Raw genomic sequence first — 16042 nt, forward strand, 5'->3', positions numbered from 1 at the left:
CTAGCAATCTGATCGCACTATGCGAAGCTGAGAAAGCTACCATTGTCGAATTCAGCAATTTTCGCTGGAATACTTCAATAGTTCCTACTGTCGGATCGAGCAACGCCGTAATCTACGATGAGAACGCGAAGAAATACAGCATTTCTATAGGCGACAGAAAAATCAATGATTGTGAAGAAATATCACAGCAATACCTCAACTTGAAATGCGTATCTGATACCGAAGAGTTCTATTTCAATGCTCTAACATCGACGTTCATGTCACTAAAACTTAAGCCGGTCATCAGAGCTGAAACAGCAAATACCGGACATCTCATTGTAGGAAAGTGCTATCAGCAATGACCACCATCACCCTGTCCGACTTGAAATCGCACCTCCGGCTCGATCCTGACGATACGAGCGACGACACGCTGTTGACGAACCTCATCGGCGAGGCAACGGAACTGGCAGCCGCATGGATCGGCCGCGACACCTTCGCCACACTCGCCGAGGACGACGCGATCATCAACGGCGCCGTCATGCGCGTCGCCGCATTCTGCTACGACACCCGCAGCGAGACGCCACCGGCGGAACTATTCACGCCGCTGAATGCGCACCGGGAATGGAGCTTCTGACGTGGTCCGTTCGTCCAATCAGCTCGCCAAGCTCAATTGGAAGTTCGACGCGATCCCGCGCGCCATCCGCGAGGCCGTGGCCCCGGCGCTGGATAAGAGCGCCGATCAGCTCGTCGCCGCGGCGCAGCACCTGGCACCCGAACAGTCCGGCGACCTGAAGGACTCGATCAGAAAGGAAGCCGGCGAGCATGATCTACAGCGCCGCATCCTCGCCGGCGACAACGTGGCGTTCTACGCCGTCCATGTCGAGCACGGCACCGCCGAGGCCGCAGCGAAGCCGTTCTTTTATCCGGCCTACCGGCTTCAGAAGAAGTCCATTCAATCCCGGATCAAGCGGGCGATCAGCAAGGCCGTCAAAGAGAAATGGGCGAAATGATCGACCCGTCGCTCGACCTTCAGGCCGCTATTCGCGACCGCCTGGTCAACGATCCGGCCGTTACCGCCCTGATCGCGCCCGCCTCGATCCGCGACGGCAATCTTCGCCCTGACACCTTCCCCGGCATCATCTTCGGACCCTCTCAAACCGTGCTCGAAAACATTACTTTTTCACGACGTCACGTTCGTTATTTCGTTGATCTTCACGCTTGGACAAAGGAGGCGGGAACGGTCGCGGTGAAGACCCTCGCCGCAGCCGTGGCGCTCGCTTTGTCGACTACGCCGACCCATCCCGGCCTGATTGATTTCACCGTCGATCAGGTTCGCACCATGCGCGATCCGGGCGGCGAATATGGGCACGCCGTCATCTCGCTCTCGGCGCTCGTCGAGGCGCCCGAATGAAAGCCGGCAAGCTCGACCGCAAGATCACAATCTCGCGCGAGACCGAGACCGAGACCGAGACCGTCGACCGTTACGGCACGGCGGCGAGCACCTGGACGCCGATCGTCACCGTCGCGGCGCAGCGCGTCACCATGTCGACCGATGAATTCCTCGCGGCCTCTGGCGAGCGCACCGAGACCGCGATCGTTTTCCGCATCCGGCACCGCGCCGACGTGACCTTAAGCGACCGCGTCATCTTCGAAGGACAGGCCTTCGACCTCGTCGAGATCAAGGAAATCGGACGGCGCGAAGGGCTCGAACTGCGGTGCGAGGCTCGCCGATGAAGGGCAGGAAGCCGGAAAGCGTTATCGCTGGCTCGCACCCGATCGCGACCGTGCCGAACCCGCCGACCTGGTTGTCGAAGGACGCCAAGGCCGAATGGCGCCGCGTCGCGCCGGTGCTCGTCGAGCGCGGCGTTCTGACGATTGCCGATCTCGGCGCCCTGGAGGGCTACGCAACAGCCATGGGCCGCGTCCGCGAGGCCGAAGCTGTGATCCGTAAGGAAGGCGCCACCTACATCGCAGCGTCCGGCCCGAAGCGCCACCCGGCCGTGACGACCCAAGACGCGGCGTTGAAGACCGCGCGCCTGTTTGCGGCCGAGCTTGGCCTGACGCCCTACAGCCGCAGCCGCACCGCCATGCAGGGATCGGCGGCCGATGACGAGCCGTCACCGCTCGATCTATGACCAGCTCGACCTATCCCGCATGGATCTACGACGACAGCCCGATCGACGACCCGTTCGGCTATGGCGAGCGCGCGGTCGAGTTCCTTCGCCGGCTGAAGCATCCGAAGGCACCGGGCCGCGCATTCCAACTCGATCCTTGGCAAGAACGCATCGTCCGGCGCGTCTATGGTCCGCGCCACCCGAACGGCGATCGGATCGTCAAGACGGTCGTGCTTCTCCTACCGCGCGGCAACCGGAAGACCTCGCTCTCGGCGGCTCTCGCGCTTCTCCATACGATCGGACCCGAGCGCGTTCCCGGCGGAGAGGCCATCTTTGCCGCGTCAGATCGCACTCAGGCAGGCATCGGCTTCCGCGAGGCAGCGAACATCATCCGCGAGGACAAGCGCGTTCTGGCGGCAACCTCGATCTATGACGCTCACAATTCGGCTAAGAAGATCGTCCTCAATCGCGACGGATCGTTCCTTGAAGTCGTGTCGAGCGATGGCAAGGCACAGCATGGCCGAACACCCGGCTTCGTCCTCGCCGACGAGCTACACGTCTGGCGTGGTGAAGACCTTTTCGAAGCCCTGACGACCGGCCTTGAGAAGACCGACAACGGCTTGCTTGTCATCGCCACGACCGCAGGACGTGGGCAGGACGGCACCGCATGGCGTGTGATCGAGGACGCCCGCAAGGTGGCGCGTGGCGAGGTGAAAGACGCCTCGATCCTGCCAATCCTTTTCGAAGCCGACACCGAGGACGATTGGAAGGACGAAGCTCTATGGCACCGCGTCAATCCGGGCCTGGCCCATGGCTACCCGAGCCTGGACGGTATGCGCCGGCACGCCAAGCGCGCCGAGCGCTCGCCGATCGAGCGCGAATCCTTCCGCCAGCTCAAGCTGAATATCTGGCTCGACAAGTCGACCGATCCCTTCGTCGATATGGCCGTTTACGATCGCGGCGCCGACCCGATCGACATGGAAGCCCTCGCTGGTCAGCCTTGCTGGATTGGCGTCGACATGAGCACGACGACCGATCTAACCGCCGTCGTCGCCGCGTTCCGTCATCCTGACGACGACGAGCGCTTCGTCGTGCTTCCTCACTTCTTCATTCCTGGCGACAACGTGCGCGCCCGTGGCGAACGTGACGGCGTGCCCTATCCGGCTTGGAAGGACGAAGGGCACCTCACGGCGACGCCCGGCAACGTGATCGATTACCGCGCGGTTGAGCGGCACATTCGCCAGCTTGCCGACCTCTACGACGTGCGCGAGGTCAACTTCGATCCGGCTTACGCTCAACCCGTCATGGCACCACTCGCCGAGGATGGCTTCCCCGTCGCCACTATGCGGCAGGGCTGGGTAACGCAATCGCCGGCTCTGAACACTCTTGAGCGTGCGATCGTCGCCGAGAAGTTCCAGCACGGCGGGCACCCCGTATTGCGCTGGAATTTCCAGAACGTCGCGATCCACACCGACAGCGCCGGCAATCGCACCATGCACAAAGGCAAGAGCACCGATCGGATCGACGGCGCTGTCGCGACGTGGATGGCGGTCTCGCGTGCCGCAGCCAACGAACAGCCCACACCCTCGATCTACTCGTCGGACGCCTGGTCCGACGAGCTGGCCTATTTTTAAGGAACACCATGGCGCGAAGCGACGAAGCAGAACTCGCTATCAGACTTGAAGCGAAAATCCGCGACTTTCAGCGGAACCTTGACCGAGCGCAGCGCGCGGCCAATCAAAATTTCAAGCGGATCGAGACTGACGCCGAGAAGTCCGCGTCGAGGCTCGAAAGCACCTTCGCCAAGGCCGGCAAGGGCATGTCCGCCGGCTTGAAGGCAGGCCTCGCCGGTCTCGCCGCCGGCGGCATCGCGGGCATTATCGGTCGCGCCCGCGACCTGACCCGCGAGGTCGCCAACGTCAGCAATGAAGCCAAGCGCGCCGGCCTTTCATCGAAGGCGTTTCAGGAACTTGGTTACGTCGCGCGACAGAACCGCATCGATGTCGACGCCCTGGTCGACGGTATGAAGGAGCTTTCCCTTCGCGCCGACGAATTCCGCATCACCGGCGCCGGTCCCGCTGCCGAAGCCTTCAAGCGGCTTGGCTTCACCGCGACCGAACTCTCGCGCAAGCTCAAAGACCCTTCGGCCCTACTGGTCGAGATCATCGGCAAGCTCGAACGCTTCGACAAGGCGTCTCAGATCCGCATCGCCGACGAGATCTTCGGCGGCACCGGCGGCGAGCGCTTCGTCGAGCTTCTGGACCGTGGCGCCGATGGCGTGCGCACCTTGATCAAGGAGGCGAACGATTTCGGCATCATCATGGATGACGCCATGATCAAGCGCGCCGACGAGCTGGACCGGAAGTTCCAGAAGATCACCGAGACCGTCTCGACCGGCCTCAAGCGCGCCGTGGTCGACGTGGTCGACGGGATGGGCGAGTTCTTCGACCAGTTCAACAAGCTCGAGGAACAGGCCGACAGGACGATCCAGAAGCAGTTGCAGAGCATCTACGGCGATCGACAGGCGCTCATCGAACGCATCGCCGAGCTGAAGGGGCAGCGCGCCGACAGCTTCTTTCCCGGCGCGATAGACGGCGAGATCAAGGTCGCAGAGGCGGGCGTAAAGCGGCTCACTGACGAGGCAATGCGCCTTCGCGACGTGCTCGATCGCCGGTCAGGCTACAGCGAGAACTTCGTTTTCCAAGCTGGCGACGAGGCGAAGGATGCCGCCCCGAAGGTCACGACTTTGAACGAGGCCGTCGCCGGCATGAACAGCGCCGGTGCTTCCGGTGCGAGCGGCATCAATAGCTTCGCCGAAGCGATCCGCAGCCTCAAGAATGAGATCCCCGGATTGACCGGGCAACTCGCCGAGATGGATGCCCGGACCCGCATCAACGGCGCGTATCGGGCCGCACTTCAAAAGGCCACCTCGATCGGCGACACGATCCGCGCCGAGAAGCTTCGCGACGAGGCTCTATCCGCGCTCTCGATCAAGACGGCGACCACCGACAGCGCCGGCTATCTCTCTGGGAAGCTCGCGAGCGGCAAGCCGAAAAGCTACGTCCTCGACATGGAAGCCGACTTCGCGGACGCCCTCGCGAAAATGCTGGCGTCCGCACCCGATGCCGTTCGGGCCGCGACCACGATCAACAGCGGTGCCCGATCCGTTCGAAGGCAAGCCGAGCTGTTCGACGCTGCGGTGAAGAAATACGGCAGCGAGGCCGCGGCACGTAAATGGGTGGCACCTCCTGGCAAGTCGCAGCACAACCGCGGCACCGCGGCCGACCTGGACTTTCAGACCGACGAGGCCCGCAACTGGTTTCACGACAACGCCAGTTCCTACGGCCTGACGTTCCCGATGAAGCACGAGCCGTGGCACATCGAAAGCGCGAGCGCTCGCCGACAGGCCGACGATGAAACGTTCATGGCCGACCGAGAGAACAAGGCCGAGCTGACTAAGGCCAAGACCCAGGCGCTTCGCGATCAGGTTTTGGCCTATGGCGAGATTGTCGCCAGCGCCCGCCAGTTCATCGGCGAACAGGGCATGGAACAGCAGGCGTTGGGCATCTCGGCAACGGCCGCGGCCAAGCTCCGCTATGAACATGCAATGCTCGCCGAAGCGCAGCGCGCCGGCATCGCCCTGACGCCGCAGCAGCGTGCGCAAATCTCAGCGCTCGCCGGCGAAATGGCGAACGGCGAAGCGGCCGCTCAAGGCTTCGCTGACGAACAGGACAAGGCCAAGCAGGCAGCCGAAAAATGGCGCAATTTCGGGCTCGATCTTGCAAAGGGCTTCGTCGCTGATCTCCGCGCCGGTAAGTCGGCAGGGGAGGCCTTCGCGAACGTGCTCGACAAGATCGCGTCCAAGCTCATCGATATGGCGATCAACAACCTTTTCGCCAACGCCTTCGGCGGTGAAGGCGGCGGCGGTTTCTTCGCCCTGATCGGCAAGCTGTTCGGCTTCAAGGACGGCGGCATCGTCGAGGCGGCATCGGGCGGCTACATTCGCGGTCCTGGCACGAGCACAAGCGATAGCATCCCGGCGCGATTGAGCGACGGCGAGTTCGTCGTCAATGCAGCCGCAACGAAGCGCAACCGGGCTCTGCTTGAGGCAGTCAACAGCGGGGACATTCAGGCTTCTGCCGCCGGCGGCCTCGTCGGCGCCGCCCCGATCAGCTCGCCGCGCCTTGGCTCGACCGCAGGCGCAAGTGCACCGATCGCCATCACCTCAAACGTCACGCTCAACGCCAACGGCGGCGACCCAAAGCAGAACGCCGACCTTGCCCGACAGACCGCCGCGGCGGTCGATGCGCAGATGCGCGCCATCGTTCAACAGGAACTCCGCAATGCTACCCGCCCCGGTGGCGGCTTCGATTCAATAATGGGCCGCAGATAGAGAAGTGATAGACGAGTAACGAGGAAATAAAAAAGGCGCGTCGGGGGAGAACAGGGACCGACGCGCCTTCACAGGGATCGGATAAGCGACCAAAAAGGAGTATCGGCAGCATATCCACACCTTCTTATAGGGAGAAATCAGTGGAATGCACAAAATTATCTTTGAAAAATCTGATTCTCTCCGCGACCCTACGGTGCTATAATTGGTGCGCACACAGAGAGGTCATGCCGGCCCGAGCTTTGTCAGATCGGGCCGGATCATATCGACCTCGTTTCAAAGGGTGGACGGAATACGAGACCGTCCCCATCAGGCAGTCGAAGCCGCCCGGAAGATCGGTAGTGATCGCTCCCCCGATGGAGATCATCGGACGCCCACACCGGTTTGTGCCGAAGGTGCGCCCGCGCGCAACCTTGAAAGACAATCACGAAAAGACGACGCTCTGCGAACGCCTCAAAGGAGGCACTGCAACGTCGGTCATGCTTCGATCGCGGTTTAGGGTCGGGCGTGAAGTGTTACGGCTGCGGCCGTAGCGACCGGGATGGCCGAAAGGCTGGGTTTCGGAGATTAAGGCGCGGGAATGGTCCCCACCGCGCCGGCTAGACAAGCCTACTCTCTACATCGAACTGTCAGACGCAGAATGAACCCCTTAGAAGGACAATAGCAGGCTTCTAGCCTTGCTTCCTTCTGGGGGGAAAGAACTATCTCCGCAGGGATGCTCCAACGCATGTTCCAACACACAATTTCAATACAAAAGAAAATCCTGAATTGATTGGCGAGCGCAGCGAGCCAACCCGAGCGAAGCGAGGGCACGAGGCTACATAAAACAGAAAAATTAAGAATTAACGATAGGTCATTAATGATATATACTTATATCTTTGGAAATTATATTTGCGGCGCCTACTAGACGACGCGGTAAATCTGAATCATAGACGCTCTCGCAATCTCCAAACCGAGGGAAACATCAATGGATATCACCCTGTCCCGGCCTGAATTTTGGTCCGTCGTCGAGAAGCTCGTCGAAGCCGCTGCGGCCGTTTGCCCGATCACTGGCGCACCGGATGCGAAAAACGCCGTTGCGGTCGTGCTCGCCGGTTTTGCGGGCGTCTCGATCGCTGAGGACGCGGACGAGGATGCCTAGCAGAGTCACCGAAAATAATCTGCCAATGCCTCTTGCGCTTTTGGAATTGGAAATCTAAATTCCAATTCCAACAGAGGAGTAAGCGATGGCAAAAAGCTGGGCGGACTACAAACGGGAAGCGAAGGAACGGGCAAAGGCCGCTGCCAAGGGAATGCCTGACTTGGCAGACCCCTACCTCAAGCGAACCTTCGCGGCATTCTTCGAAGCTGACACGGCTAACGATGCCGATGGAGGCGACTGGAGCGAGATCACCGAAATGCTGGGCTACGGTGGCGTTCACCTGCCGAGCTTCGCTGAAAATACGTGGCCGGAGTTCGAAGGCTCGAACCTTCAGGCAAGTGGGGTGATCAATCGCGGCGCACTTGGTCGGGCCGAAGCGCTCGCCGACGCCATGCAAGACGGGCTCCGCATCCTCGCGGAGAAGATCAACCGCTTCAAGCGTGAAGAGATCGAGGCCCGGATCACCGAACTGGAAAAGTCCGATCTTTCTGACCCGGCCGCCAAGAAACGCGCCCTCGAAGAGATCGTCGAACTGAACCGCATTGAGGCGCGGCTGGCGAAGTCCGTCCGCCTGACGATCCCGGTCTATGAAATCAAGGGCTGAAAAGCCTGCGATACCTGCCGACGCGGTTGCAGCCGCGCCGACAGAGGAAAGTGCAGTCCATACACTTCAGCGCCCATAGGGCAGAAAGAACCATAGCATGAATGCGACATACACGCACGAAGAGATGACAAGGGAAGCCTACGCAGCACTTCTCATGTCAGAGATTGGCGATCGCGATCTAGTCAAGACCGTCAGGACAGCTGACTTCTATCATCTAGAGTATATCAATTCGCCGGTTGGACTCGTCGTTCTTGCGCATCACGGGATGAATGGTTGCGAAGCCATTCACCCCGCCGCATTCGACTTCGAAGCCGCGACCGGCCTCAAGCCGTTGGACACCGAGCCGGTTCCAGGTGTCGCTTCGAACTTCTTGCGGCATTCTATCAGGCGCAGACAGACGGGCTCCCTCGTCCTTGCCGCTTGCGGGCGGATGATCCATGCAGGCGAGCCCGAAGCCCCCGGTTTCAGAATGGACTTTGGCAGATTGGAGGCAACGGAAAACGCGGCCGGCCTTGTTGTCGCAGCGCTGAAGGACAGGACTGCCTACGTCATTCGGCCCTCGCTCGACATGGATTTGGAGGGTGGAGAATGACCCTTTCACCCGAAATGCAGAAACTTATTGCCAGCGTCACAGCTCGGTCAGAAAGAAGTGAGCTTAAATCCGAGATCGACAGCGTGATTGACGTGATCGGCGACGCGCATGACGCCCTCTATCCGCTCACGCAGAACGCGTCCGGCTATCTCACGATCAAGGCCAGCGAAGCCTACCTCGCGATCGAGAACGCGATGGGTATTCTCTGCGATATGGCTGAACGCCTGAGTGACACGACCGAAGCGGCTTGAAGCGCGTTCCGGCATAACAAAGAGAAGGGCTGGCTATCGCCGGCCCTTTTGCTTCTTCGTCAGATCAAAGACCGAGCTACGTCGAAAATCTGCGCAAGATCAGCGACGAAGCCCACTAAAGCCGCAATCGAGATAATGGTCGCGGCCATTGTCGAATATAGCGATTTGCGGGAGCGCTTACGCTTTGCGGCCATCTGACAGACTCCTTCATTGATCGAATGAGCGTCAGGGGCAGAATGTTTGTCGGACTCTCAGGACTGGCTGTCAAATTCGCGACGGGCCGAATTCCTGTCGTGAGACGAGTTATAGGTCTGACAACTAGCTGATGGCGCTATCCGCGCCGCTGATTTTCGGACAGCGGGTTATCCACAGTTCATCTTCGCCGCGAAGGCACCGGTTGCCGCCGCCGCTGTAACTTATTCACAGGTGGATCATCCCCAAAACTGCTACACTTGGAGCAGAGAGCGAATCTCTAACTCTCTGATTTTAATGAAGAAAAGAAGGTTGGCTGGGGAACCTGGATTCGAACCAGGACTAACGGAGTCAGAGTCCGCTGGTCTACCGTTAACCTATTCCCCAGCATGCGCCCCAGATAGGAACGCTAAAGAACAGCACGATACTGCATCAAGATCGGCTATTGCCGAGTGATATGAGTAGCCTTGGCCGTTCGTCGGGCGTCATATAACGATCTTGCGGGCGCGTGTGAACCCTCATGGCCGAAAAATTGTGTACCTGGGAGACTTGCCTGCAGAGGTTCTTGTGAGCGGCTGACGCCTCGACCGGCGGAGGACCAAGCTGATCCGGGCGGACGCCGCCTTCTTGATGCATTCGTCTTGTCACCCTCGGGATTGCCCCCTGAGCGAGCCCCCGGCGCGACCGCCTCTGATTCCGGTTGATGCAGGCTTTCGGAATTATCCGCGGTGGCGGCTAATCGATGGCGATCGGGTGGTTTCTCCCCTACCTTCCGGCCATGACCGCCCGCCCTGCTCTTTCCGCCGATGACAACGCGCCGATCCTCCTGCCTGAGCCATTTCTCAAATGGTTTGCCGGACATGGCTGGGCGCCACGGCTACATCAGCTGGAATTGCTGCGAAGGGCCGAAGCCGGAGCGTCAGTGCTCTTGATCGCACCGACAGGGGCGGGCAAGACGCTTGCCGGTTTCCTGCCGGCGCTGGTCGATCTGTCGCGACGCCGCAGGCGCAAGCCGGGGGAGCGGGCTCGCGGCGTGCACACCCTCTATGTGTCGCCCCTCAAGGCGCTCGCCACCGACATCCAGCGCAATCTGGAGCGCCCGGTCACCGAGATCGGCCTGTCCGTCTCGCTTGAAAGCCGCACCGGCGACACGTCCCAGGTGCGGCGGCAGCGCCAGAAGCTCAAGCCCCCGGACATTCTTCTGACGACGCCAGAACAGCTGGCGCTGCTCATCGCTTCGAAGGACGCAGAGACCTTCTTTTCCGATCTGCGCTACGTGGTGTTCGACGAGCTGCACTCGCTGGTCACCTCCAAACGCGGTCATCTCCTGGCGCTGGGGCTCGCACGGCTGAGGAAACTGCGTCCTGAGCTTCAGACCATCGGGTTGTCCGCCACGGTCTCCGAGCCGGCAGAACTCTGTCGTTGGCTTGTGGCACAATCACCCGGCGCCGCGCCGCAGGCTGATCTGATCACGGTGGCAGGCGGAGCCAAGCCGGAGATCACCATTCTGGAATCGGAAGAGCGCGTGCCCTGGCAGGGCCACTCGGCGCGATATGCCCTGCCGGAAATCTACGCGGCGATCAAGGCGCACAAGACGACGCTGCTCTTCGTAAACACCCGCAGCCAGGCCGAGTTTCTGTTCCAGGAACTGTGGCGGATCAACGAGGACACGCTGTCGATCGCGCTGCATCACGGTTCGCTCGATGTCGGCCAGCGGCGCAAGGTGGAAGCGGCCATGGCGAAGAATGAGTTGCGGGCCGTGGTGGCGACCTCGACACTCGACCTCGGCATCGACTGGGGCGATGTCGATCTCGTCGTCCATGTGGGCGCGCCGAAGGGCGCCTCGCGGCTGGCCCAGCGGATCGGCCGGGCGAACCACCGGATGGACGAGCCCTCCAAGGCGATCCTCGTCCCCGCCAACCGCTTCGAGGTGATGGAATGCCGCGCGGCCCTCGACGCCAATTATCTCGGCGCCCAGGACACGCCCCCGCTACGGGACGGCGCGCTCGACGTGCTCGCCCAGCACATGCTCGGCATGGCCGTCGCTGGGCCGTTTCGTTCGGACGATCTTTATGTCGAAGTCATTTCCGCTGCGCCCTATGCCGCCCTGTCCCGCGAAGCCTTCGACCGGATCGTCGAGTTCGTGGCGACGGGCGGCTATGCGCTCAAGGTCTATGAGCGCTATGCCAAGATCCGGCTCACCGAAGACGGCACCTGGCGCCTGACTCATCCGCGTTTCGCGCAGCAATACAGAATGAACGCCGGCACGATCATCGAGGCGCCGATGCTGGAGATCCGGCTGATCCGGCGGCGGACCCGCTCGGCGATCGCCCGGGGCGGACGACCGCTCGGCAAGATCGAGGAGGCATTTCTCGAAACGCTCGCGCCCGGCGATACTTTCCTCTTTGCCGGCGAAGTCCTCAAGTTCGAGGGCATCTTCGAGACTTCGTGCCTCGTCACCAAGGCAGCCAGCGAAGAGCCGAAGGTGCCCTATTATGGCGGCTCGAAATTTCCGCTCACCACCTATCTCGCCAAGGAGGTGCGGGCGATGCTCGCCGATCCGGCGCGCTGGTCGGCGCTGCCCGATCAGGTCTCCGAGTGGCTCGCGATCCAGGCGAGAAAGTCCCTCATTCCAGGGCCCGACGACCTCCTTGTCGAGACCTTTCCGAATGGCCGGCTGTCCCACATGGTGCTCTATCCCTTCGAGGGGCGCCTCGCCCACCAGACGCTCGGGATGCTGCTGACTCGCCGGCTGGAGCGCGCCCGGGCGATGCCGCTCGGCTTCGTTGCCACCGACTACGCCATCTCGATCTGGGGCCGCCGCGACATGGGCGCGATGATCGCCGACGGCTCGCTCTCCCTCGACGCCCTGTTCGACGAGGACATGCTGGGCGACGACCTCGAAGACTGGATGGCCGATTCCTGGCTCCTGAAGCGCACCTTCCGGCAATGCGCGGTGATTTCGGGGCTGATCGAGCGGCGCCATCCAGGCCAGGAGAAGACTGGCCGCCAGGTGACCGTTTCCACCGACCTCGTCTACGACGTCCTCAGAGCCCACGAGCCCGATCACATCCTTCTGCAGGCAACATGGGCCGACGCCGCAACCGGCCTCCTCGACGTCACGCGCGTGTCGGACCTCCTCGCCCGCATCAAACATCACATCGTCCACAAGGACCTCGACCAGATTTCGCCGCTCGCCGTGCCGGTGATGCTCGAAATCGGTCGCGAAAGCGTCGTCGGCGAAGCACGAGACGAAGCGCTTCGCGAAGCTTCGCAGGAGGCGATGATCGCGCTGGCGATGGGGGAGATCAGGGATGACGGCGCCCGGGACGCGGGATCGTGAGAATCTACCGGCTGCGCCCTGCGGTGCCGGGTCGCAGCTTCGCCCTCCCGACGAAATCCTGCTTGCGCTTTCTGCCCGCCATGATTCAAACAAGAACGAAACGCGAATCATGGACGTCCAGCGAGACGTCGGGACACGGGATTGCGGCGATGAACGCTTTGGCGCGGCGGCTGAAGCAGGGAGAGTGCGAAGGTCTGGCGATGCGGCTCGGCGGCGAAGCTGTGGTCTGTGACCCCGCTGGCGTCCTGCATCTCGTCGAGGCGAACACCTTGGTCGTCTCCGACCTCCATCTGGAAAAAGGGGCGGCCTTTGCCCGCCGCGGCATGTTCCTGCCGCCCTATGACACGGCGGCAACGCTTTCGCTTCTTGCCTCGACGCTGGATCGCTACCGGCCCTCACGCGTCATCTGCCTGGGAGATTCCTTTCACGATCGCGACGGTGCAGCGCTGATGCCGGCACCCGAGCGTGAGCGCCTTGCCACGTTGATGAAAGGCCGCGACTGGATCTGGATCACCGGCAATCACGACCCCCTGCCCCCGCGAGGCCTCGGCGGAGAGACCTTGACCGAGATCAGCGTCGGTGCGCTCTCCTTCCGCCACGAGCCGAGCGCCGGGCCGCGGCGTGGCGAGGTCGCCGGACACCTGCATCCGGTCGCACGCCTTGCAGGGCGCGGCTCGCGTCGGGCCTGTTTCGCCACAGATGGCGAGCGGATGATCCTGCCGTCATTTGGCGTCACCACCGGCGGTCTCAATGTCCTCGATCGGGCGTTTCACGGCATGTTCGACCTGACACGGGCGATGGCATGCATGATCGGGCACAAGGGAATCTATCCGATCGGGTTTCGAGCGCTGGCCTGATGCGCGGGACAGAAACAGAGCCAGAAATTCAGAAGGTCACGGCGAAGGCGATCACCTGACACGCTGCGACGACGAGCGAAATGGTCAGGCGCAGGGGACCAAACCAGGCCGGCAGCCGCCCGCTCCGGGCAGCCCACCAATCCCAAAGGCCTGCGGCGAGAAAGCCGAGCGCGAATCCGGCGAAGACATAGGGCGGCGGCACGAAGACGAGCGCCCAGCCGAACAGCGAGGGGACCACCGAGGCAATCAGCGTGCCGATGCTCTGATGGTCCGGGGAGAGGGAATAGCCCCAACGGATGCCGCCGAGGAAGGCGAGGATCGTCGTAGAATAGCCGACATGGGCGAGAACGAGCTGCTGATAGGCGATAAACGCCGAGCCGGCATAGACCAGGAGGCCGGTCGTCGCGACGAAGGGAACCAGCCCGAACAAAGCGAGTGCCCAGGCTGTGCGTTTATGGTCACGCCTGGTGCTGGAAGACCTCCCGCCTCCGATCTCGGCACTCTGAGGTTGGCCTGATCGGAACTCGGCCGTTTCGTCTTGCGCCCTGCTCATGAGAGAAGACATAGGCTCTGAGGCGCAAAGGCGAAGCGGTCATGCAGCGGGTGAGGACGATCAGTCGCGTTTGAAGACGACGCGACCGAACCAGCCGGTAAAGATCGCCAACGCCACCGCCGCAAAACCGTAGATGACGGCATAGTGGGTGGCGAAGTCCGATATCATGCTCTCGAAGCCGGTCTTGACCACCCAAAGCGGCTCCGAGCTTTCCCGAATGAAGACGCCGCTCTTGAAGAGATAGGCCCGGGCGAGATGCTGTCCTGTGGGCAGACCCGCGGGCAATTGCAGATCGGCCCGAAACAGCGTGGGGCTGACGAACTCCACCGAACCGACCGACTGGTTGAAGAGACCCGATCGCTCGCGCAGGCGCCGAAGCGCCGCGGCGTAGACGTCCGTCTCGTCGGGTTCCAGAGACTGCACCGGCGGCTCGTCACCCGCCGAGCCCGGCTCCGTTTCGGTGACGAGACTCGGCGCGCGCGGCTGTTCGGCAACGCCCGGTTTGTCGATAGTCGGCTGACCGGCGGGCGCGGGCGCTGCAGCGGAGTTCAGCCGAATATCCTGGATACCGAGCGACAGCCGCCGACGGAATTCGCGTCGCGTGATGTCGGAGAGCGGCCGCGTCGCCGCAAGTGCATAGGATCCGGGAACGGAGTTGAAGGTCTCCGACCCTCGGTTCACCCAGACACCCAGCGTGCGTTCCTTTTGCCGCACGACGACCGGACGGCGCGGACCGACGAGCACGACGACGATGTCGTAACGCTGCTGGCGCAGGAGACGGGCGTCCGCATTGTCGAGGGCCCCGAAAACGACGAGGCGTGCGCCGGTGAAATCCGAGCTGATGGCGATCGTGTCGGTGGAAAGCCCGATCTCGAAGCTCTCCACGGCGTCCTGCGCTGCCGCGCCGGACGCCCCATGAAGAAGTGCGAAGGCCAGGACGGCCGCGATGAGCGCGGCAATGCCACCTTCCCGTTTCCTTTGCCGCAGTCGCACCTGACGTTTCATCATCCGATCTCTCCCGTCGGAAGAGTGATCGTGAACGGCTCGACAGGCGTCGCGACCAGCTCGTAGCCAAGGCGCAGCCCGACCGCGAGCACCAATAGCGCAAGGAGCGCACGCAGCTGATCGCCACGGAGCTTGCGCCCCGCCTCCGCCCCGAACTGCGCACCGACGACGCCGCCGATCATCAGGAGAAATGCCAGGACGACGTCGATCGTGCCATTGGTCGCGGCCTGCAGGACGGTCGTCACCGCCGCGGTGAAGATGATCTGGAAGAGCGAGGTGCCGATCACCACACTGGTCGGTACCCGCAGCAGATAGATCATCGCCGGAACGGCGATAAAGCCGCCGCCGACACCCATGATCGCGGCCAGGATACCGATCAGAAAGCCCAACCCCAGGACCGGGATGACGGAGACATAGAGCTTCGAACGCTGGAACCGCATCTTGAGCGGCAGTCCGTGGACCCAGCTGTGCTGGCCGGGTCGGCGCACCTCCCCCGATCCGCCGCGCGAGGTTCGCAGCATCGCCTGGATGCTCTCGACCAGCATCAGTCCGCCGATCCCGCCAAGAAAGATCACGTAGAGAAGCGAGACCACGAGATCGAGCTGGCCGACCCGGCGCAGAAGCGTGAAGATCGCGACGCCGGCGAACGACCCCACCAGCCCGCCCAGGAGCAGGACGGTTCCAAGCTTCATGTCGACGGTCCCACGCTTGTAGTGGGCCAATGCTCCGGAAAACGAGGCCGCGATCACCTGGTTGGCGCCGGTCGCAACCGCCACGGCCGGCGGGATGTTGTAGAAGATCAGAAGCGGCGTGATCAGAAAGCCGCCACCCACACCGAAGAGGCCCGAGAGGAAGCCGACAGCCGCTCCCATCCCGACCAGGACAAACACGTTGACCGAAATTTCCGCGATCGGAAGATAGAGATTCACCGGGCGTAGCGATCTGGAAAGCTGGGGAGAAAACGAAAGCGGGACCGGACCTGTTCTTGGCCCGATCCCACCTTGCTGTCAAATGCCGGACG

Annotated in this window: 17 protein-coding genes and 1 tRNA gene; 14 read left to right on the top strand and 4 right to left on the bottom strand. The window is 62.1% G+C overall.

The genetic code is table 11. The features are described from left to right. The 12 genes from MF134_RS20040 to MF134_RS20095 form a co-directional block, all read left to right on the top strand. Nucleotides 1–341 (top strand): hypothetical protein (locus tag MF134_RS20040; protein ID WP_255341191.1); only part of this gene is annotated, 341 nt, incomplete at its 5' end. Further along, nucleotides 338–613, top strand: a complete 276-nt coding sequence (locus MF134_RS20045) for a head-tail connector protein (RefSeq protein ID WP_255341192.1) — start codon at nt 338–340, stop codon at nt 611–613. The genes MF134_RS20040 and MF134_RS20045, both read left to right, overlap by 4 nt. Before the next feature lies 1 nt (nt 614). Then, on the top strand, nt 615–989 hold the full coding sequence (locus MF134_RS20050; RefSeq protein ID WP_255341193.1) for an HK97-gp10 family putative phage morphogenesis protein: 375 nt from the start codon (nt 615–617) through the stop codon (nt 987–989). Further along, on the top strand, nt 986–1390 hold the full coding sequence (locus tag MF134_RS20055) for a DUF3168 domain-containing protein (protein WP_255341194.1): 405 nt from the start codon (nt 986–988) through the stop codon (nt 1388–1390). The genes MF134_RS20050 and MF134_RS20055 overlap by 4 nt, the downstream gene beginning before the upstream one ends. Next, a complete protein-coding gene (locus MF134_RS20060) occupies nt 1387–1713 on the top strand; it encodes a phage head closure protein (protein WP_255341195.1) in 327 nt (108 codons plus the stop codon). Before MF134_RS20055 ends, MF134_RS20060 begins: the two co-directional genes overlap by 4 nt. Continuing rightward, complete coding sequence (locus MF134_RS20065; RefSeq protein ID WP_255341196.1) at nt 1710–2114, top strand: phage terminase small subunit P27 family; 405 nt, start codon at nt 1710–1712, stop codon at nt 2112–2114. Before MF134_RS20060 ends, MF134_RS20065 begins: the two co-directional genes overlap by 4 nt. Then, the gene (locus tag MF134_RS20070) at nt 2111–3727 is read left to right on the top strand and encodes a terminase large subunit (RefSeq protein ID WP_255341197.1); all 1617 of its coding nucleotides are present in this window, start codon (nt 2111–2113) and stop codon (nt 3725–3727) included. The genes MF134_RS20065 and MF134_RS20070 overlap by 4 nt, the downstream gene beginning before the upstream one ends. Nucleotides 3728–3735: 8 nt before the next feature. Then, a complete protein-coding gene (locus tag MF134_RS20075) occupies nt 3736–6486 on the top strand; it encodes a M15 family metallopeptidase (protein ID WP_255341198.1) in 2751 nt (916 codons plus the stop codon). A 964-nt stretch (nt 6487–7450) separates the two neighbouring features. Then, on the top strand, nt 7451–7624 hold the full coding sequence (locus tag MF134_RS20080) for a hypothetical protein (protein WP_255341199.1): 174 nt from the start codon (nt 7451–7453) through the stop codon (nt 7622–7624). Between the two features lie 85 nt (nt 7625–7709). After that, the gene (locus MF134_RS20085) at nt 7710–8228 is read left to right on the top strand and encodes a hypothetical protein (protein ID WP_255341200.1); all 519 of its coding nucleotides are present in this window, start codon (nt 7710–7712) and stop codon (nt 8226–8228) included. 97 nt (nt 8229–8325) lie between these two features. After that, the gene (locus MF134_RS20090; RefSeq protein ID WP_255341201.1) at nt 8326–8820 is read left to right on the top strand and encodes a hypothetical protein; all 495 of its coding nucleotides are present in this window, start codon (nt 8326–8328) and stop codon (nt 8818–8820) included. Then, on the top strand, nt 8817–9071 hold the full coding sequence (locus MF134_RS20095; protein ID WP_255341202.1) for a hypothetical protein: 255 nt from the start codon (nt 8817–8819) through the stop codon (nt 9069–9071). The genes MF134_RS20090 and MF134_RS20095 overlap by 4 nt, the downstream gene beginning before the upstream one ends. 505 nt (nt 9072–9576) lie before the next feature. On the opposite strand, the gene MF134_RS20100 is transcribed toward MF134_RS20095, so the two are convergent. After that, nucleotides 9577–9650 (bottom strand) — tRNA-Gln (locus tag MF134_RS20100). 391 nt (nt 9651–10041) lie between these two features. On the opposite strand from MF134_RS20100, the gene MF134_RS20105 reads away from it, so the two are divergent. Both MF134_RS20105 and pdeM read left to right on the top strand, forming a co-directional pair. Then, on the top strand, nt 10042–12606 hold the full coding sequence (locus MF134_RS20105) for a ligase-associated DNA damage response DEXH box helicase (protein ID WP_255341318.1): 2565 nt from the start codon (nt 10042–10044) through the stop codon (nt 12604–12606). A gap of 149 nt (nt 12607–12755) precedes the next feature. Beyond that, complete coding sequence (gene pdeM, locus MF134_RS20110) at nt 12756–13463, top strand: ligase-associated DNA damage response endonuclease PdeM (RefSeq protein ID WP_255341203.1); 708 nt, start codon at nt 12756–12758, stop codon at nt 13461–13463. 28 nt (nt 13464–13491) lie between these two features. Here pdeM and MF134_RS20115 read toward each other — a convergent pair whose 3' ends face one another. Genes MF134_RS20115 through MF134_RS20125 form a run of 3 tightly spaced genes read right to left on the bottom strand, consistent with a single transcriptional unit; the run spans nt 13492 to nt 15950 of the window. Beyond that, on the bottom strand, nt 13492–14028 hold the full coding sequence (locus MF134_RS20115) for a DUF3429 domain-containing protein (RefSeq protein WP_369695444.1): 537 nt from the start codon (nt 14026–14028) through the stop codon (nt 13492–13494). 48 nt (nt 14029–14076) lie between these two features. Next, entirely contained in the window at nt 14077–15024 is a 948-nt protein-coding gene (locus MF134_RS20120) for a TIGR02186 family protein (protein ID WP_255341205.1), read from the bottom strand. Continuing rightward, a complete protein-coding gene (locus MF134_RS20125) occupies nt 15021–15950 on the bottom strand; it encodes a sulfite exporter TauE/SafE family protein (RefSeq protein ID WP_255341206.1) in 930 nt (309 codons plus the stop codon). Before MF134_RS20125 ends, MF134_RS20120 begins: the two co-directional genes overlap by 4 nt. Nucleotides 15951–16042: the final 92 nt, after the last annotated feature.

Origin of the sequence: Jiella marina, from assembly GCF_024359545.1 — a bacterium.
Classification (GTDB): Bacteria; Pseudomonadota; Alphaproteobacteria; order Rhizobiales; family Rhizobiaceae; genus Jiella.